The organism is Pedobacter ginsengiterrae (genome assembly GCF_039537385.1).
GTDB lineage: Bacteria > Bacteroidota > Bacteroidia > Sphingobacteriales > Sphingobacteriaceae > Pedobacter > Pedobacter ginsengiterrae.
Genome location: NZ_BAABAK010000011.1, coordinates 210,129 through 227,973, shown reverse-complemented (window position 1 = coordinate 227,973; position 17,845 = coordinate 210,129). Strand labels below are relative to the sequence as shown.

Sequence of the window (17,845 nt, the reverse complement as noted above, 5' to 3'; positions counted from 1 at the left end):
TGCACCTTGCGTAGACTAATTACAAAAGACTACTATTAAAATGAAACGAATTCTACTATTAACCTTCATCATTCTTGGAATATTTTTTAACGCAAACGCACAGTTTGGCATGGGTGGCGCTCAAAAGTCATCCGTTTTAGGCCGTGTTTCTATTACTGTTTTAGATTCGGTAACTAAAGCGCCTATAGATTACGCAACAATTTCTTTGATTTCTGTTAAAACAACAAAATCTGTTAACGGTGGTGTAACCGATGCTAAAGGAAAATTGGTGCTACAAAACATTGCACCAAACGATTATAAATTGCTAATTGGTTTTATGGGTTACAAAACAAAAACTGTTTTGGTAAGCACTACACCAGCCAAACCCGATTTTAACCTCGGTAATGTTTTTATATCATCAACAGAAAATAGTTTGGCAGAAGTTCAGGTTACAGGAACAAAAGCAGTTATCGAAAATAAAATCGATAGAATGGTTTATAACGCCGAAGCGGATGGAACAAATGCTGGTGGCGATGCAACAGATGTGATGCGTAAAGTACCGATGTTATCGGTAGATATGAACGGAAACGTTCAGCTACGTGGTGGTGCCGTTCGTGTTTTAATTAACGGAAAACCTTCTGGCACAATGGCAAGCAGCGTTGCTGATGCTCTAAAAATGATTCCTGCAGAGCAGATTAAAAGTGTTGAGGTAATTACAAGTCCATCAGCAAAATATGATGCTGAAGGTTCTGGTGGTATTATCAATATCATAACAAAAAAATCTAATGCTCAGGGGGTTAGTGGTACGGTAAATGCTTCTGCTGGAACCCGCCAAAACAATGGCTCTTTCAACTTAACGGCTAAAACTGGTCGTTTAAGTGTAAATACAAGCTTGGGTACAAATTTAGCATACGCTCAAAATTCGAGAGTAGTTATTTTAAATCAAACAACATTAAATAACGGAAGTTTAAATAGCGTATCGCAAGATGGTTATTCTAAATGGAGCCGTCAGGGTTATAATGGTAGCTTAGGTTTAGATTACGATTTCAATGCTTATAACAACATCAGTACTAATGTTAAAATGAATAGTTTTTCTAACGGCGGTCCTGGTGCATCGAATTACATAATTAATGGTTTGCCAGCAACTAATGTTAGTGATATGGATATGACTTTTAATAACTTGGATTGGAACGTAGATTACAGAAAAACAAGCAAAAAAGAAGGAGAAGAATTTTCGATTTCTGCTCAGTTATCTAGCGGTCGTACACCAACAAGTTTTAGTAATATTCTTACCTCTGCAGCTTTCCCTGCGGGTTTCCAAACCATCAGTAATAATACTGGTAAAAATAACGAATATACCTTCCAAACAGATTATACCTATCCGTTTACTAAAACCACAACTTTAGAGGTTGGCGCAAAAGCCATCTTACGTGATATTAAAAGTCAGTTTGATAATGCTGCACAAGATTTTGAATATAACCAGGATGTTTCTTCCGTTTATGGTGTAGTTAGTTTCGAGCTTACTAAAAAATTGAAATTTAAAGGTGGTGTAAGAGGTGAGTACACGCAGATTGATTTCAACACACAAAATAGTGGTGTTCAGAAAAATGATTATTTTAATTTGTTCCCAAGTGCAATTTTATCGCAAACTTTAAAAGGTAATGCAACTTTAAAATTAAGCTATAACCGTCGTTTACAAAGACCAGGTCAATCCTATTTAAATCCGTTCCGTAACGAAAGCGATCAGTTTAATATCATGCAAGGTAACCCTCAGTTAAATCCTGAACTTAGTGATAACTTTGAATTAGGCTACAATACTTATATTAAAGGTTCAATTATCAATGCATCTGTCTTCTACCGTCGTACAGGTGGCGTAATCGAAAGTTCAATTTCGCCAATATCTGAAAACGGTACGAACAAAACTTATACTTCATACATTAACGTTGGTACAGCGCAAACTTACGGAATGAACGTTTTTGCATCTTACAATCCTAAACCAAAATGGACTTTAATGACTAACATTGGTTTAAACACATATGAGGTTACCAATACAGTATTAAATATTAGTACTGGAACATTCTTGAATTATAACATTTTCGGCCGTTCGGCTTATGGTTTTGGTAAAGGTTATAACTTTGAGTTATTTGGTGTTGTAAACTCTCCACGTAGAACCTATCAAGGTAAAACGGATGCGATGATTTTCTACGGCGCATCATTTAAGAAAGAAATCTTAAAGAAAAAAGGAAGCATTGGTATTAATACTTTGAATCCATTTAACCGCGATTTACATATTCAAACTGTTAATAATTCGGTTACTGCAACAGGTACCGTTTATCAAAGTCAGAATATTTACTACCCACTTCGTTCTTTTGGTGTTAACTTTAGTTATTCTTTCGGTAAGCTTAAATTTACAGAGAAGAAAAAAATTAAAAACGACGATACTAAGCAAGATCAACAGCAAGGTGGAATGGGCGGTGTTCAACAATAGATACCCAAATCATATAAAAAGTAAAGCCTTCGATTTTTATCGAAGGCTTTTTTTATGGCATAAATCTATAATTCAAGAAAAACAATTTATTTTTTCTTTACCTTTTTCAATATCATTAAACTCAGCGGATTCATTGGGTAGCCACTTATATTGTTTTGCAACATTACAACCGATTGATCGTAGAAAACAGGTATAACAGGTGAATAATCCATTACCATTTGGTCCATTTGGCGGTAGAGTTTAAATCTTTTTTCGTTATCGGGCTCGTAGTAACTTTCTTCGAATAGTTTATCAAAATCTTTATTGTAAAAAGCAGTGTAGTTTGGCCCATATGGAACCTTGTTTTTAGAATAAAACATCGACAGATAATTTTCGCCATCTGCGTAATCGGCAATCCAGCTTCCTCGAAAAAAGTTTACATTATTTTTCGACATTAAATCTCTTAAACTGGCACTCGGACTAACATCTATTTTAGTTTTGATACCAATGGCGTTTAATTCACCTTGAATAAATTCGATTAAATCCTTGTAAGTTGTGGTGGTATTCAAGGTAATTTCCGTTAAGCCTTTTCCTTCGGGAAAACCTGCTTCTACTAATAATTTTGCTGCAAGTTTAGGGTTGTAAGAATATCCACGTACAACAGCGCTATCAAAACCAGGCATTCCTTTTGGTATAAAACCAGATGTTGCAGGAATTCCAATTCCATTTCTTAAATACTTAATTAATTTATCTCTATCGATGGAATAATTAATGGCCTGCCTAACTTTCTTAAATCTTAATGGCGATTTTTTTACAACCTTTAAAGTTGTGTCAACTAAAATTCCAACATATTCTGTACATAAATAAGGCCCTTTTCTTAATGTAAATTTGCCTTTATACTTTGATGTCATTTTGCCGCTTTTGGTTAAAATATCATCGCGATAGCTACCATCAACGCTGTAGTAAAAATCTAAATCCTTTTTCAAAAAACTCATAAAACCGCTTTGCTTATCGGTAATAAAAGAAGCTTTTAGGGCATCGATATATGGTAGTCGGGTGCCAGTTGAATCTTTTTCCCAATAATTTTCGTTTTTTAAAAGCACTAATATTTCACCTTCTTTCCAGTACTTAAATTTAAACGGACCAGTTCCAACTGGATGACTTCTAAAATCCTTACCATAATGTTCTACTACCTCTTTGGGTACTACAGAACAGTATTGAGAAGTTAGTAAACTCATAAATGGCGGAAATGGGCGAACTAGTTTTATTTGAAATGTGGTATCGTTAACGGCAATAAAATTCCCTTGATCCTTTACTTTATCGCTAAAAATCCAACCTCCAGATGAAGCTACTTTTGGGTCGATTAAACGATAAAAACTATATGCAAAATCGCTGGCAACAACTTTTCTTCCCTTACCGTTTTTAAAAATAGGATCGTCTTGAAAGTAAACATCATTTCGAAGATTAAAAGTGTAGGTTAAAGCATCATCAGATATTTGCCAGGTTTTTGCAATACAAGGAACGGTTTGCAGAGTAGAATCGATTTGTACCAAGCCGTTAAAAATTTGGTTGGTCATCCAAATCGCATTTTGATTACGCGCAAAAGCAGGATCTAAAGAAGTTAAGCCCTGATCCAGATTAATATTAAAGGTTTTTTTATCTTTATTATTTGTTGGCTCTTTGCACGAAATGAAAATAATACTGCAAAAAAACCAAAATATATACTTAAATGAGCCTAGCATGAAAAGGATTGTTATTTTTGCACAAATTAATAAATTTAATGCAGATGTCTTTTTTAAACGATTTATTTATTGGCTTGGATGCCAGCAAGCAAGAAGATTTACAGGAACGTTTAGATATTGTTGAGCACAAAATTAAGTTTATGGATAAAATGCCTGTTGCCTTACTCGATGTTAGCAACAATCCAAACTATTTTTTGTCGGAAGAAATTGCCCTTGCAGGTGGAATGATCGAATCAGATATTTTAAGTGCTGCATTTGTTATTTATTACCAACCAGGAAAAACACTAACCGATTTAATGCGTGAAGTGCCATCAGTTTTAGATGCCGATTGGCAGGCAGTAAAAAATAATCGTATTATATTATTAAACGATGATGTTAATCGCGAACGCTCTGCCGAAAATGCAGTTTCCTTAATAGAAGATATGGCCGAAATGCTTCACCCAGGTTCTTTTATCTTTGGTCACGAAGGGGATAAATGGATTAGGTTTGGAGCCTGATAAAATGTTTGTTGCTTATTGAAGTTGTCATTCAAGAAAACATCATTTAAATTTCAGCATAAAGAATAATAAATTAATAATCCAGTCAACAATGAAGAAGTTCTTTGCTATCTCTACGCTTTTATTTTCCTTTTTATTTGTCCATTCGCAGGTTGTACCAACTTTAACTGCTGAAGTCGCAGAAAAGCTCTCGAAAATGCCAATGGGTTGTATTATTCAAGAATTTCCAAATAAAACATCGCACGTAGCTAATACAGCAGTTGATGGAAGGTTGCTGCCAAGCGAATTGCATCCAGCATTTTATGGTTGCTTAGATTGGCATAGTTCGGTTCATGGACATTGGATGCTTTTGAGGTTGTTGAAGACAATCCCTGATCTTAAAAATAAAGCAGAAATAATTGCGCAGTTAAATAAAACTTTTACGCCAGAAAAAATGCTTGCAGAGGCCGAATATTTTACCAAATATCAGGTTGCAAATACTTACGAACGCACTTATGGCTGGGCGTGGTTACTAAAGCTAGATCAGGAATTATATACCTGGGATAATCCAGATGCCAAGAAATGGTATGCCGCTTTACAGCCTTTAACTAAACAAATTTTAACACTTTGGAAGGCTTATTTACCTAAACAAACCTATCCGAACAGAACTGGCGTGCATCCAAATACTGCATTTGGTTTGGTGTTCGCCTTAGATTGGGCCAGAACCTTCAAAGACACGGCTTTCGAAAAACAAATTGAAGATAAAGCAAAAGCATTTTATTTAGACAATACCTCAACTCCAGCCTATTTAGAACCCGATGGTTCTGATTTCTTTTCGCCAAGTTTAGAAATAGCCGATTTAATGCGTCGGGTTTTACCGAATGCACAATTTGTAAGCTGGCTTAATAAATTCTACGAGGAGCGAAGCCTAAAACGCATCAGCGATTTGCCTGTTATTAGTGATATTAATGATTATCAAGGCGTTCATTTGGTGGGTTTGTCGTTTACAAGAGCCTGGTGTATGAAAGGAATTGCGAAAGATTTACCCAAAAACCATAAATTAAAGAAACATTTTGAAGTAACTGCTGACAAGTTTTTAGCTAACGCCTTACCCCTGGTTTTTGCGGGTAATTATGGTGGCGACCATTGGTTAGCATCTTTTGCGGTATATGCGCTTGAATAGCCAATAATAATCATGTCTTTCTGAGCTTTTCGGAATGCGTTTGTTTAAAGATTTCTTATTATTTGGTCGGTAACCGCACACACCGAAATATTTTTTTGTTTTGAAAATCAAGCTTCGGTGCTCATCGGTTTCGAAAGTCCTGTTATTCGCTTTACTCGCCCATGAAAAAATCGGGCTTCGTGTTCGCTGCTACCAAGTTTATTTTATAAAAGACTGTTTTTCAGAATAAAAAACCCTTCTTTTTCCTTACATACTAAACCTTTAAAATTTTTATTTAATGCAGAAAACTGAGTTTTTAAACACGGTTGAAGCGGTACCCTGCAGCAAGGAGGCACGACGAAGCGAAGCGTACAAGCGAAAAACGGGACTAACAATAAAATGAAATGCAGGCTGTGCTTTTCAAATGATTAAGAAGCGATTGACTTGAATGAAAGATTGAATGCGGTTAGAATTTAATAAACTTCTCGATCTGTTCGTTGGTAAATTTAATGGTATCTTCTTTAATTAAATTGCCATCTGGATCTAACTCGGTTTTGATATTAGGAATGTGAATACGTAAAGGTAAAATGTGAAGATGGATGTAATGGCAAACCCCTGTAAAATGATCTACGCCGCGGATATTGCCATATTTGCCAGATGATAAACCAACAAGGGCCGTTTTTTTATCGTAGAAGCTATCTGGGAAATTGCAGGCATCGATAAGTACTTTTAAAACACCAGGATAGCTGCCGTTATATTCGGGCATTACGAAAAGGAATTTATCCGTATTCGAAATTAAATCCTGAATTTTTTGGAAAGCTGTAGACCGTTTACCGAACATATCTGTATTTAAAACATCAACAGGTAAGTGCTCCAAACTGAACAAGTTAGATTCTACGCCTTTTTGTTTAAGTTGCTGCTGGTAATATTTAGCAACTTTCAGCGTATTGCTATTGGGTCTGTTGGTGGCGGCAATTATAGTAATCATGCTTAAATTGTTAATAAGATGTGCAAAACCCGAATGCCCTTATTGCTAAAATTACCATATAGTTTGTATCTTAGCTGATTGAGAAAAAGGGCGTAAACAACGCAAAAATAGAACTTTTTGCCGATTAAAAGGCATGAAATAAAAACGTCCAACGTAAACGTAGAGTAAATTTCGGATATATAGATGAGCAAAATTATTGCATTAGCAAATCAAAAAGGTGGTGTTGGTAAAACAACTTCATCTATAAACCTGGCTGCGAGTTTAGCCGTATTAGAATACAAAACTTTATTGGTAGATGCTGATCCTCAGGCAAATTCAACTTCAGGCATCGGTTTTGATCCACGAAATATAAAAGATAGTATCTACGAATGTATCATCAATGATATCGACCCTTTACAGGCGATTCAGAAAACTGATACACCGAATTTAGATTTACTTCCTGCTCACATCGATTTAGTAGGTGCAGAAATTGAGATGATTAACCTCAATAATCGCGAGTATAAAATGAAAGCGGTTTTAGAGAAAATTAAAGATCAGTATGATTTCATTATAATCGATTGTTCTCCATCTTTAGGTTTAATTACCATAAATGCGCTAACAGCAGCCGATTCTGTAATTATTCCTGTTCAGTGCGAGTATTTTGCATTGGAAGGTTTGGGTAAATTACTGAATACAATTAAAATTGTACAAAACCGTTTAAATCCTGAATTGGAGATAGAAGGTATTTTATTAACGATGTACGATGTTCGTTTACGTTTATCGAACCAGGTTGTAGAAGAAGTACGAACACATTTCCATGAATTGGTTTTTGATACCATTATACAACGTAATACCCGTTTAAGCGAGGCACCTAGTTATGGTGTATCGGTAATTATGCATGATGCAAATTGTAAAGGAGCCATTAATTACCTTAATCTTGCCCGCGAAATTGTTAAGAAAAACGGTTTGTTAAAAGAAGAAGAAAACATAGATACAGCAACTTTATAAATTTATAGATGACATCTTTTCAGCGAAAAACAGGTTTAGGAAGAGGGTTAAGTGCGCTTTTAGATGATAGCGAATCTTCTCATCCGCCGAAACAGCAGGTAAATGCTGTTAGCGAAACCGAGCAGATTGGTAATATCAGTCACGTAAGTTTAACGGAAGTTGAAACCAATCCATACCAGCCACGTACCGAATTTGATCAGGTTGCATTAAACGAGCTTGCAGATTCGATTAAAGTGCAGGGCTTAATTCAGCCAATTACGGTTAGAAAACTTGGTGCAAATAAGTATCAGTTAATTTCTGGCGAACGTAGGTTCAGAGCTTCAAAGTTGGCAGGTTTAACTCAAATTCCAGCTTATATTCGAAGTGCTAACGACCAGCAGATGTTGGAAATGGCTCTTATCGAAAATATTCAGCGTGAAAATTTAAATGCAATAGAAGTTGCTTTAAGTTTTCAGCGAATGATTGATGAGGTTGGATTAAAACAAGAGCAATTGGGCGAAAGAGTTGGTAAAAACCGTACAACGGTAACTAACTACCTTCGTTTATTAAAGCTTCCACCAGTAATTCAGGCATCTATTCGCGATCAAAGAATTTCTATGGGGCACGCAAGAGCATTAATTAATGTAGATGGCGTAGATAAACAGTTATTTATTCATCAAGAGATTTTAGAAAAAGGTTTGTCGGTTCGTAAAGTCGAAGAGTTGGTTCGTAACTTGCATCATTTGCCTTTGAAAACTGAAAAACCTAAAGAAAAATCAGCTTCATTTCAATATCAAAAATTACAAGATGATTTGGCTTCTAAATTTGCAACTCGTGTAAAATTAAAGGTTACTCAAAATGGTAAAGGTGCTATTGAGATTCCTTTTGTAAGCGATGATGACTTAAATAGAATTTTAGAGTTATTAGATTGGTAATGCTGAAATTAAAGCGTTTAATAATTTTTTCTATACTTACTTTCTGTATGGCAAATCTGGCTTTGGGCCAGGTTAAAGATACATTATTAAGGCCTGCAGATACAATAAAAACTACTCCGATAAGAGCAGTTAGAATAGATTCTTCTAATAAAAAAGCCGATACGATAAAGCAGAAATATGTAAATCCAGGTAAGGTTGCAGGGAGGAAAGCGATTTTCAGATCTCTAATTATTCCAGGATGGGGGCAATTATATAACAACCAGCTTTTAAATGAAAAGTTGAATGCCAAAGGCGAAAAAACAGGCCATTTTTGGCAAAGAACCTATACCTTAGGTAAAGTTGGGTTAATTTATGGCGGTTTTACGGCGCTAACCTTATCTTATATCGAAAGCCGTAAAAATTATAATATTTTCTTAAAAGAAGCGCAGTTTAGAGCTAGAAATCCAGGGCAAAAGGAAAATCCAGATATAGCAAGATATGATGATACGAATGTGTTAAATGCTCAATCCATTTACAAAAGAAATAGCCAAATTGTAATATTTTCTTACTTTGCAGTTTATGCGGTAAATGTTGTTGATGCTTATGTTGCTGCAAGGTTGAATTATTTTAATATTGACGATACAATCTCATTTAAAATCAGTCCGACATTAATAAATAATCCAAATATGATGTATGGTTTTAACGGATCTCCTGCATTAAAACTATCTTTAAGATTTTAAACCAATAACAATAAAACTAAAATATTACTCAATGAAAATTGCGCTTTTAGGATATGGTAAAATGGGCCAGATTATAGAGAAATTTGCTCTGGAACACGGTCACGAAATCGTTTTAAAAATTTCAATCGATAATCAGGAAGAACTCACCCGTCAAAATTTAAAAGCAGCCGATGTTGCGATAGATTTTAGCACACCAGATTCTGTACTGAATAATATAAATATTTGTTTTGATGCAAATGTGCCAGTAGTGGTAGGTACAACTGGTTGGTATGGTAAATTACAGGAAGTTAAAAATGAATGTAATAGTAGTAACAATACGCTACTTTATGGGTCTAATTTTAGTATTGGCGTTAATTTGTTCTTTAAACTGAACCAAACTTTAGCAAAGCTGATGAATAATTATCCAGCTTATGAGGTTCAGGTAGAAGAAATTCACCATACCCAAAAACTAGATGCACCAAGCGGTACAGCGATTACAATTGCAGAAGGTATAGTAGATCATCTGGATAGAAAATCGGAATGGCTAAATGAAGTTGTAGGTACAGATGTAGATTTGTTTCCTAAGGCAGAACAATTACTTATCGAATCGCACAGAATAGAAAATATTCCAGGCACACATACCGTAATTTACAGTAGCGAAGTTGATGAGATTGAAATTAAGCATACAGCGCATAGCAGAGCTGGTTTCGCTTTAGGCGCAGTTGTGGCGGCCGAGTGGTTGAAGGACAAAAAAGGATTTTTCAGTATTACTGATATTTTTGAATAGAAAGTTAAAGATTGCGGCGGAAAAGAAAAATGCTGAAATCTAAAATGGAATCAGATAAACGTTAATCGGTTTAATTAATTTAAACCGTTAAAATTAATATATATGAATTACAAATTCTGGCAGAAGAAAAAGGATGCCGATAAAAAGAAAAAAACCAAAACCCGCGAGTGGGTAGACGCAATTGTATTTGCAGTTGTGGCTGCAACAATTATCAGGGTGTTTTTTATTGAAGCTTACACAATTCCTTCTGGTTCGATGGAACGTTCTTTGTTAATTGGGGATTTTCTTTTCGTAAGTAAAGTTAATTATGGTGCTCGTGTGCCAATGACTCCAGTTGCTTTTCCTTTTGCTCATCACACTATGCCATTAACAACCTCTACAAAAGCTTATTGGGATGGAGTTCAGTGGAAATATCGTCGTTTACCAGGTTTATCAGAAGTTAAAAGAAATGATGTTGTGGTATTCAATTTCCCAGAAGGAGATACCGTTGCGGTCGAAAATCAGGTTCCAAGCTATTACGATTTAGTTCGGCAATACGGAAGGGCTTCAATTCATAGCCAGTTTACTATAATTAGCAGGCCGGTTGATAAAAGAGAAAATTTTATTAAACGCTGTATTGGCATTGGAGGTGATGTGATCAGTATGAAGAACGGTATAGCCAATGTTAATGGCAAGGATGAACCGTTAAAAAATACAGGCATGATGCCTTATATTATTCAGTTCAAAACCATGGATTTCAATTACAACGTTTTTGATGATTTGAATTTGAAAATGGGAGATATGCAGCCGATTGCTGCAAATACTTACAGTGTAGAAATATCGCCAGAAATGGCTGATGAAATAAGGGCATTTGATTTTGTTAAGTCGGTGAAAATGACGGCTGCAACAGCAACTGAAATTGAACCAGGTGGTACATTCCCTCACGATCCAAATCGTGTTTGGAATAGAGATAATTTTGGACCAATAAAAATACCTGCAAAAGGATGGACCGTAAATATTGATAGCAATACAATGCCTTTATACTACAGGGCTATTAGAACATACGAAGGTAATAAGGTAGAACAGAAGGGTAAAGATTGGTATATCAATGATAAACTAGCGACTTCTTATACTTTCAAAATGAATTATTATTGGATGATGGGTGATAATCGCCATAATTCAGCAGATTCTCGTTATTGGGGTTTTGTACCAGAAGATCACATTGTTGGTAAAGCGTTATTTATTTGGATGAGTTGGGATAGTGAAGGGTCTTTCTTGCACAAAATACGCTGGAGTAGATTGCTTAGAGGAATTCATTAAGAATTAACCACAAAAAAACATAACAAAAAGGCTTAAAGAGATTTAAGCCTTTTTTATTTGGAAAAAACTTTTAAAAAAAATTATTAAGTATGCCATTCTTTTGTTAAAAATTATTAAGTTTGCCAATAAACCAAATAAAAATGTCTGTAATAATTGAAAAAAATCAACGTCTTCGGGCAGATATTATCAAGCATCTTTATTACAAAAGAACGTTATCGTTAACGGATTTGAGTAAGCTTACCAAAAAAAGCTTGCCATTGGTTACCTCTATTGTAAACGGTTTAATAGCAGAGAATTATATCATCGAGCAAGGCTTAGCGCCATCAACAGGTGGCCGAAGAGCGTCAATTTACCTGCTTAATCCGAATCATAAAAAGTTTATCGTTGCAGTAGCAATGGATCAGTTAATTACCAGATTAAACATTTACGATTTATCTCGTAATGTGGTAATTCCAACGCAGTATTTGGATTTTAACATGTCTAAAGATAATAGTGATGTAAAAACACTTATCGATTTCGTAAACAAAAGCATTAATGAATCAAATATCAGCAGAAAAGATATTATAGGTGTAGGTGTTGGGATGCCTGGTTTCGTAAATGCTGAGCTAGGCGTTAATTCATCCTATCTCCCTGTAAAGGATGGCTCTACATTACGCGAATACCTTACTACAGAAATAAAACTTCCAGTTTATATTGATAATGACTCGAGTTTAATTGCTTTAGCAGAATTGAATTTTGGTGAAGCTGTTGATCTAAAAGACGTGATGGTTGTTAACATTGGCTGGGGAACTGGATTGGGAATTATTGTGAACGGGCAATTATACCGAGGAAGTAGCGGTTATGCAGGTGAATTCAGTCATATTCCATTGTCAGATAGTAATAATTTATGTTCTTGTGGCAAACGAGGCTGCTTAGAGGTTGATACTTCATTATTGGTGATGGCAGAAAAGGCAGAGAAAGCCTTGTCAGAAGGTGCTGCATCAAGCATGAAGATTCTTTTTCAGGATAAAAGCAAGCAGCCCAGAGATCACTTTTTAGATGCCGTTAATGCGCAAGATCCGCTGGCTATAAGCATAGCTTCTCAAGCGGGCTTTCAAATTGGAAAAGGGTTGGCAACCTTGATGCATATTTTAAATCCGGAATGCATTGTTTTAAGTGGAAGAGGAGCTAAAGTTGGAAAAATGTTATTGCCATCAATTCAACAAGCTATAAACCAATTTTGCATGCCACGGATATCAGAATTAACAACGATCAAATTATCAACCCTTACTGATGAAGCAGAATTATTAGCGGCAGCAAGTTTAATAGTAGAATACAGTCAATTTGAATGATAATATAATTTAATTAATAAAATATGGAGAAATAAAAAACCGCAATGAATACCCCCTTAAACAAAACTAATCAAACAATAACCTAATTAAATATGAAAAAAATGTACTTAAGATGCTTAAGTATGTTATTGTTAGTCTTATCAACAATAACAGTTTTTGCACAGAAGAATATCACTGGAACAGTGAAAGATGCATCGGGATCACTACCTGGTGTTAGTGTTTCTATTAAAGGAACAACCAAAGCAACGCAAACGGATGCTCTGGGTAAATTCACCATTTCTGTAAACTCGAACGAAATAGTTGTTTTTACCGCAATTGGATATGTTAAACAAGAAATTCCTTTTACCAATCAATCAACACTAAATATTGTATTAAAGGAAAGTGCTAACCAACTTGATGATGTAAACATTGTAACTACAGCTTTGGGTATTAAGAGACAAGAAAAATCTCTTGGTTACGCAGTAAGTACGGTTACAGCGAAACAATTAACGGAAGCTGGTAATACCAATTTTGCCTCTGCATTATATGGTAAAGCTGCTGGTGTTAAAATTACAACTGCACCAGGTGGTGCAAGTAGCGCTGTAAATGTTCAAATTCGTGGTATTAACTCAATTAACTATAATCAACAGCCGCTTTATGTTGTTGATGGAGTAATGATCAGAAATGATGGGCAGAATGGTGCAGCTGGAGCAAATAACAATAACTATTGGGATGATCAACGTGTTCGTGGTAATGGTATTTTGGATATTAACCCAGCAGATATCGAAAGCTTAACGGTATTAAAGGGCGCAAGTGCATCTGCACTATACGGCTCCGATGCTGGAAGTGGCGTTGTTGTTATTACCACAAAGAAAGGTTCAAAAAACAGAGGTCTTGGTATTGATTTCAATTATCAAGGTTCTATGGACAAAGTTGCTTTTCTACCTAATTTTCAAAACACCTACGGTCCTGGTTACGATAGAGAAACTAACGTTGCTAACGGTGCAAATGAAGAAGGATGGATTGCAGATCCACTTTCTCCAACAGGTTTAAGACCATATTTCAGAGCTTACGCTAACTTTGGTCCTAAAATGGATGGCCAGCAGGTAAGATGGTGGGATGGTTCTATTCGTTCTTATTCTCCTCAGCCAAACAACTATAGAGATGTTTATCAAACAGGGTACACTTCGAATGCGAATGTTGCAATATCTAATCAAACTGAAGCATTAAACTATCGTTTTTCGGCTTCAAGACTCGATTACAAAGGAACTCAACCAGGAAATACAGGCTCTAAAAATTCTTTCAACTTAAACTCAACAGTTAAGTTAGCACCTAAATTATCTGCTGATGTTATTGTTAGTTATGTTAATACTAAAACCAGAAACAGACCATATCAATTGGGACAAGTTTTAGGTTCATTTGCTGGTTTCTTTAGCCGTGCTGAAGATATGGGTTTAATGAAAGAAAAATACCAAACGAGTAACGGTTATAAATATTCAACTTTCGATCAAACAGCTCGCCCTGAGCCATTTGTTTATAATATTAGAGCAACAAACTTATTAGACTTTTACTGGCAACAGTTAAAAAATACTTACGACGAGAATGAAAACAGATTATTATCTAGTTTTACTTTGAATTATGATTTTGCTAAAAATTTAAAATTCAGAGGTCGTATTGGTAATGACTATACAGGTGTTAAAGCCGAAAATCGTCAGTTTACTGAAATTCCAAGCGCATTAAATGGCAATACAAGCACTGGTTCTTATACAACTAGTCAAGGTCAGTATTCGATATTATACGGAGATGCATTGGTAACTTATTCTAATAAAATTGGAGAAGATTTTAATGTTTCCTTAAGTGGTGGTTATCAAGGTAGAAAAGAAACCTATAAAGACTTGAGATCAAATACAAGAGACGGTTTGGTAACTGAAAACTTCTTTGCTTTATCAAACTCATTCGGTGTAGCTGAAACTACAGAATCTCGTAAAGAGCAATTAAAATACGCTTACTTAGGTTTATTAAACCTAAGCTATAAAGATTTCTTATTTGTAGAGGGTACAGCACGTCAGGAGTATGTATCTACACTACCTCCTGCAAATAATCAATATTCTTACTATTCGGTTAATGGTGGTTTTGTATTCAGCGATTTGTGGCAATTACCTAAATTCTGGTCATATGGTAAATTAAGAGCATCTTACGGTGTTGTAGGTAACGCGCCTCCAGTATATGAATCAAATATCTCTTATACTCAAACTTCTTTGCAAACGATAAACGGATCCGTTCCTTCAATTATTTCAGCACGATCTTACGGAAACTTAGGTTTGTTGCCAGAGAAAAAACATGAGGCTGAGTTTGGTTTGGAAACACGTTTTCTTAACGGTAGATTAGGTTTAGATGTAAGTTATTACGATAACAAAATTAAAAACCAGATTTTACCATTAGATGTAAGTTCTACAAACGGTGCCCAAACCCAAATTGTAAACGTTGGCGAAATAGGAAACAGAGGTTTTGAATTAGCTTTAAATGCTACTCCGATAGCAGGGAAGTTTAGATGGGATACAAGGTTTAACTTTTCTACTAACAAATCAAAAGTAAATTCATTAAAGGACGCAGATTCTGAAATCAATTTCTATAATTCAGATCAATCTACAGCTAAAATTGTTGCAAGAGCAGGTGAAGAATTGGGTAACATTTATATCCGTCCTAGAAAAACAGATGCTAGCGGAAACAATTTAATTAATGATGACGGTTTTTATGTAATGGATAACTCTGTTTATGTTAAAGCGGGTAATATCATGCCTAAAGCAGTCGGTGGATTTTCGAATACATTTAGCTATGGAAACATTGCTTTAGATTTTACAATTGATTATCGTTTTGGTGGCAAAATGATTGCACCTAACTTAAAATATATGCGTGGCGCAGGTATGCTCGAAAACTCGATGGAATTTAGAGATGCTGCTAGCGGTGGTATTAGTTACACCAGTAATGGAAAAACCTACAATGATGGGGTGCTTTTACAAGGTGTTAACCAAACTACAGGTTTGCCAAATACAAAAGTTCTTTCTGCAGCTGATTACTATTTAACAACTTTTAATTGGGGTGAAGGATCTTTAACTGAGGCTGAAATCTTTAAAAATAATTATATTAAGATGCGTGAAATTACCTTGACTTATAAAATCCCAGCCACTTTTACAAAAAAGATTGGTATTTCAAATCTTCGTTTTTCATTAATCGGACGTAACTTGTTTTACATCCACCGTACTTTAAAAGATTTAGATCCTGAGGCACCTCTAGGCAATAAATGGTGGTCGCAAGGTGTTGACGTAGGTTCTACAGCAGCATCGAGAAATTTTGGATTCTCATTAAACGCAAACTTTTAATCAGCTAAGAAAAGAATTATGAAAAAGTTAATTATAAAAGCAAGCTTTCTTTTAATTGCAATAACTACCGTGGTTGGTTGTAAAAAGGATCTTGAAGACAAATTCAATAACCCAGAAAAAGTCTTAGACCCAAATCTACCAGGCTTGTTTACTGGGATGTTAAATAATGATAGAGTAGCAGCTAAATACTGGAATGTTCGTACCTTTTTAACACAGATGCCAGGTGTATATGCACAAACGAGTTACATATCGAATGGAAATACCATTTATCAGCAGAGCGATGGTTATTCTCAGCAATATTGGGATGATTTCTATAGCACTGGCGGTAACGGTAGTGGCGTTATGGCACAATACCGTGTAATGGAATTGAAATACAATTCTTTGTCAGCTGCTGAACAGGCTAATCAGAAAGCAATTATGCAAGCTGCAAAAGTTGTTTTAATTGAGCAAGCTGCTAAAATGGTTGATTTGTGGGGCGATATTCCATATTCAGCGGCTGGTAGTCTTAACTCTACCAGTACAATTAATAATCCAAAATACGACGAACAAAAGGCACTTTATACAACCTTTATTGCTGATTTAGCCTCTGCAGGTACTTATTTTAATACCAATACTACAACAGCAGCATTTTCTAAATCAGATATCTTATTAAAGGGAAGTATGAATATGTGGGCTCGCTATGCAAACTCATTACGTTTAAGATTGTTAATGCGCATTTCTAAAACAGATGAAACTACAGCCAGAACAGCGGTTTTAGCCATGTTAGGAAATCAAACAACCACACCTTTAGTGGATGGTGGAAATCTAGGTACTTACAACCCTGCAACTTCAGATGTTTTACTGCAAACTTTAACAAATAGCACAAGCGATTTGCATGATGCATTTTTTGAAGGTGCCTGGTATGCAACAGACTATGCTTTAAATACCGTAATGTTGCCTGCGAACGATCCTCGTATTCCTGTAATTTACGATAAATTTGGCCGCACAGTAAGTGGTAAATTTGTTCAAAATGCAGACTATAAAGCAATGCCAGTTACTTTTACTACTACACAACAAGAGAACAGCTTTGCAGATTATTCAGTTTTAGATTCTGCAACGTTTTTGTATAACCAAAAACTACCTGGAATTTTAATTACGGCTTCTGAAGTTAACTTCTTAAAAGCTGAAGCTTACGAAAGATGGGGAAGCACAGCAGATGCAAAAACAGCTTATGATAATGCGTTAAGACAATCGGTGACTTTTTACCATTACCTTAACAATTTAAATCAGGGCGGTGGCTTTAAAAATGTAGCAGCTCCTGCAACAACAGTAGTTGATACTTGGGTAAATACATCAACTGCAACTTATGCAGGTGCGTCTGCAGCCAAATTAGCCTTAATCTACAATCAGAAATGGATTCACTACGGTGTTTTACAATCAACAGAAGCTTGGTCGGAGTATAGAAGAACAGGTTTCCCTGTATTAACATTCCCAACAGCAGGAAAGTTATCAGGATTTGATACACCGCCAACAAGATTAATCTATCCTGCAAAGGAAAAAACATTGAATAGTGTAAATTATCAAGCAGTTCAATCAAAAGACACTAGAAAAACTAAGATTTTCTGGATGCCATAAACGAATAAGTTACTAATCCCAGCCATTTAGGCTGGGATTTTT

Annotated in this window: 13 protein-coding genes; 11 read left to right on the top strand and 2 right to left on the bottom strand. The window is 35.4% G+C overall.

Annotation, left to right across the window (positions count from 1 at the left end; genetic code table 11):
- The first annotated feature begins 40 nt into the window (after window positions 1-40).
- Entirely contained in the window at window positions 41-2,467 is a 2,427-nt protein-coding gene (locus ABD692_RS12310) for a TonB-dependent receptor domain-containing protein (RefSeq protein WP_316756581.1), read from the top strand.
- 86 nt (window positions 2,468-2,553) lie between these two features.
- Here ABD692_RS12310 and ABD692_RS12305 read toward each other — a convergent pair whose 3' ends face one another.
- Window positions 2,554-4,023 (bottom strand): ABC transporter substrate-binding protein, encoded by a 1,470-nt coding sequence (locus tag ABD692_RS12305; protein ID WP_344767363.1) that lies wholly within the window; start codon window positions 4,021-4,023, stop codon window positions 2,554-2,556.
- 209 nt (window positions 4,024-4,232) lie between these two features.
- On the opposite strand from ABD692_RS12305, the gene ABD692_RS12300 reads away from it, so the two are divergent.
- Both ABD692_RS12300 and ABD692_RS12295 read left to right on the top strand, forming a co-directional pair.
- The gene (locus ABD692_RS12300) at window positions 4,233-4,685 is read left to right on the top strand and encodes a substrate-binding domain-containing protein (protein ID WP_344767361.1); all 453 of its coding nucleotides are present in this window, start codon (window positions 4,233-4,235) and stop codon (window positions 4,683-4,685) included.
- A 91-nt stretch (window positions 4,686-4,776) separates the two neighbouring features.
- A complete protein-coding gene (locus ABD692_RS12295; protein WP_344767359.1) occupies window positions 4,777-5,847 on the top strand; it encodes a DUF2891 domain-containing protein in 1,071 nt (356 codons plus the stop codon).
- A gap of 445 nt (window positions 5,848-6,292) precedes the next feature.
- Here the strand turns inward: ABD692_RS12295 and ABD692_RS12290 are convergent, their stop codons facing one another.
- Window positions 6,293-6,814 (bottom strand): NADPH-dependent FMN reductase, encoded by a 522-nt coding sequence (locus tag ABD692_RS12290; protein ID WP_344767357.1) that lies wholly within the window; start codon window positions 6,812-6,814, stop codon window positions 6,293-6,295.
- A gap of 183 nt (window positions 6,815-6,997) precedes the next feature.
- Here ABD692_RS12290 and ABD692_RS12285 point away from each other — a divergent pair, with 183 nt between their 5' ends.
- The 8 genes from ABD692_RS12285 to ABD692_RS12250 all read left to right on the top strand — a co-directional run bounded on the left by ABD692_RS12285 (window position 6,998) and on the right by ABD692_RS12250 (window position 17,803).
- On the top strand, window positions 6,998-7,801 hold the full coding sequence (locus ABD692_RS12285) for a ParA family protein (protein WP_056870038.1): 804 nt from the start codon (window positions 6,998-7,000) through the stop codon (window positions 7,799-7,801).
- Between the two features lie 8 nt (window positions 7,802-7,809).
- Window positions 7,810-8,715 (top strand): ParB/RepB/Spo0J family partition protein, encoded by a 906-nt coding sequence (locus ABD692_RS12280; protein WP_316756598.1) that lies wholly within the window; start codon window positions 7,810-7,812, stop codon window positions 8,713-8,715.
- Window positions 8,715-9,434 carry a DUF5683 domain-containing protein gene (locus ABD692_RS12275; RefSeq protein ID WP_344767352.1) on the top strand — a complete coding sequence of 240 codons (720 nt, stop codon included), beginning with the start codon at window positions 8,715-8,717 and terminating at the stop codon, window positions 9,432-9,434. Before ABD692_RS12280 ends, ABD692_RS12275 begins: the two co-directional genes overlap by 1 nt.
- A 31-nt stretch (window positions 9,435-9,465) precedes the next feature.
- On the top strand, window positions 9,466-10,200 hold the full coding sequence (dapB, locus tag ABD692_RS12270; RefSeq protein WP_344767350.1) for a 4-hydroxy-tetrahydrodipicolinate reductase: 735 nt from the start codon (window positions 9,466-9,468) through the stop codon (window positions 10,198-10,200).
- 102 nt (window positions 10,201-10,302) lie between these two features.
- Window positions 10,303-11,499 carry a signal peptidase I gene (lepB, locus tag ABD692_RS12265; protein ID WP_344767348.1) on the top strand — a complete coding sequence of 399 codons (1,197 nt, stop codon included), beginning with the start codon at window positions 10,303-10,305 and terminating at the stop codon, window positions 11,497-11,499.
- Window positions 11,500-11,639: 140 nt separating this feature from the next.
- The gene (locus tag ABD692_RS12260) at window positions 11,640-12,830 is read left to right on the top strand and encodes an ROK family protein (RefSeq protein ID WP_344767346.1); all 1,191 of its coding nucleotides are present in this window, start codon (window positions 11,640-11,642) and stop codon (window positions 12,828-12,830) included.
- A gap of 122 nt (window positions 12,831-12,952) precedes the next feature.
- The gene (locus ABD692_RS12255) at window positions 12,953-16,189 is read left to right on the top strand and encodes a SusC/RagA family TonB-linked outer membrane protein (protein WP_344767344.1); all 3,237 of its coding nucleotides are present in this window, start codon (window positions 12,953-12,955) and stop codon (window positions 16,187-16,189) included.
- An 18-nt stretch (window positions 16,190-16,207) separates the two neighbouring features.
- Complete coding sequence (locus ABD692_RS12250) at window positions 16,208-17,803, top strand: SusD/RagB family nutrient-binding outer membrane lipoprotein (RefSeq protein WP_344767342.1); 1,596 nt, start codon at window positions 16,208-16,210, stop codon at window positions 17,801-17,803.
- The last annotated feature ends 42 nt before the right edge of the window (window positions 17,804-17,845 follow it).

What these genes read in the sequence shown, in the direction of transcription:
- ABD692_RS12275 (WP_344767352.1), top strand. Translation starts at nt 8,715, where the DNA reads ATGCTGAAATTAAAGCGTTTAATAATTTTTTCTATACTTACTTTCTGT.
- ABD692_RS12260 (WP_344767346.1), top strand. Translation starts at nt 11,640, where the DNA reads ATGTCTGTAATAATTGAAAAAAATCAACGTCTTCGGGCAGATATTATC.
- ABD692_RS12250 (WP_344767342.1), top strand. Translation starts at nt 16,208, where the DNA reads ATGAAAAAGTTAATTATAAAAGCAAGCTTTCTTTTAATTGCAATAACT.
- lepB (WP_344767348.1), top strand. Translation starts at nt 10,303, where the DNA reads ATGAATTACAAATTCTGGCAGAAGAAAAAGGATGCCGATAAAAAGAAA.
- ABD692_RS12305 (WP_344767363.1), bottom strand. Translation starts at nt 4,023, where the DNA reads ATGACCAACCAAATTTTTAACGGCTTGGTACAAATCGATTCTACTCTG.
- ABD692_RS12300 (WP_344767361.1), top strand. Translation starts at nt 4,233, where the DNA reads ATGTCTTTTTTAAACGATTTATTTATTGGCTTGGATGCCAGCAAGCAA.
- ABD692_RS12280 (WP_316756598.1), top strand. Translation starts at nt 7,810, where the DNA reads ATGACATCTTTTCAGCGAAAAACAGGTTTAGGAAGAGGGTTAAGTGCG.
- ABD692_RS12285 (WP_056870038.1), top strand. Translation starts at nt 6,998, where the DNA reads ATGAGCAAAATTATTGCATTAGCAAATCAAAAAGGTGGTGTTGGTAAA.
- ABD692_RS12310 (WP_316756581.1), top strand. Translation starts at nt 41, where the DNA reads ATGAAACGAATTCTACTATTAACCTTCATCATTCTTGGAATATTTTTT.
- ABD692_RS12255 (WP_344767344.1), top strand. Translation starts at nt 12,953, where the DNA reads ATGTTATTGTTAGTCTTATCAACAATAACAGTTTTTGCACAGAAGAAT.
- ABD692_RS12295 (WP_344767359.1), top strand. Translation starts at nt 4,777, where the DNA reads ATGAAGAAGTTCTTTGCTATCTCTACGCTTTTATTTTCCTTTTTATTT.
- ABD692_RS12290 (WP_344767357.1), bottom strand. Translation starts at nt 6,814, where the DNA reads ATGATTACTATAATTGCCGCCACCAACAGACCCAATAGCAATACGCTG.
- dapB (WP_344767350.1), top strand. Translation starts at nt 9,466, where the DNA reads ATGAAAATTGCGCTTTTAGGATATGGTAAAATGGGCCAGATTATAGAG.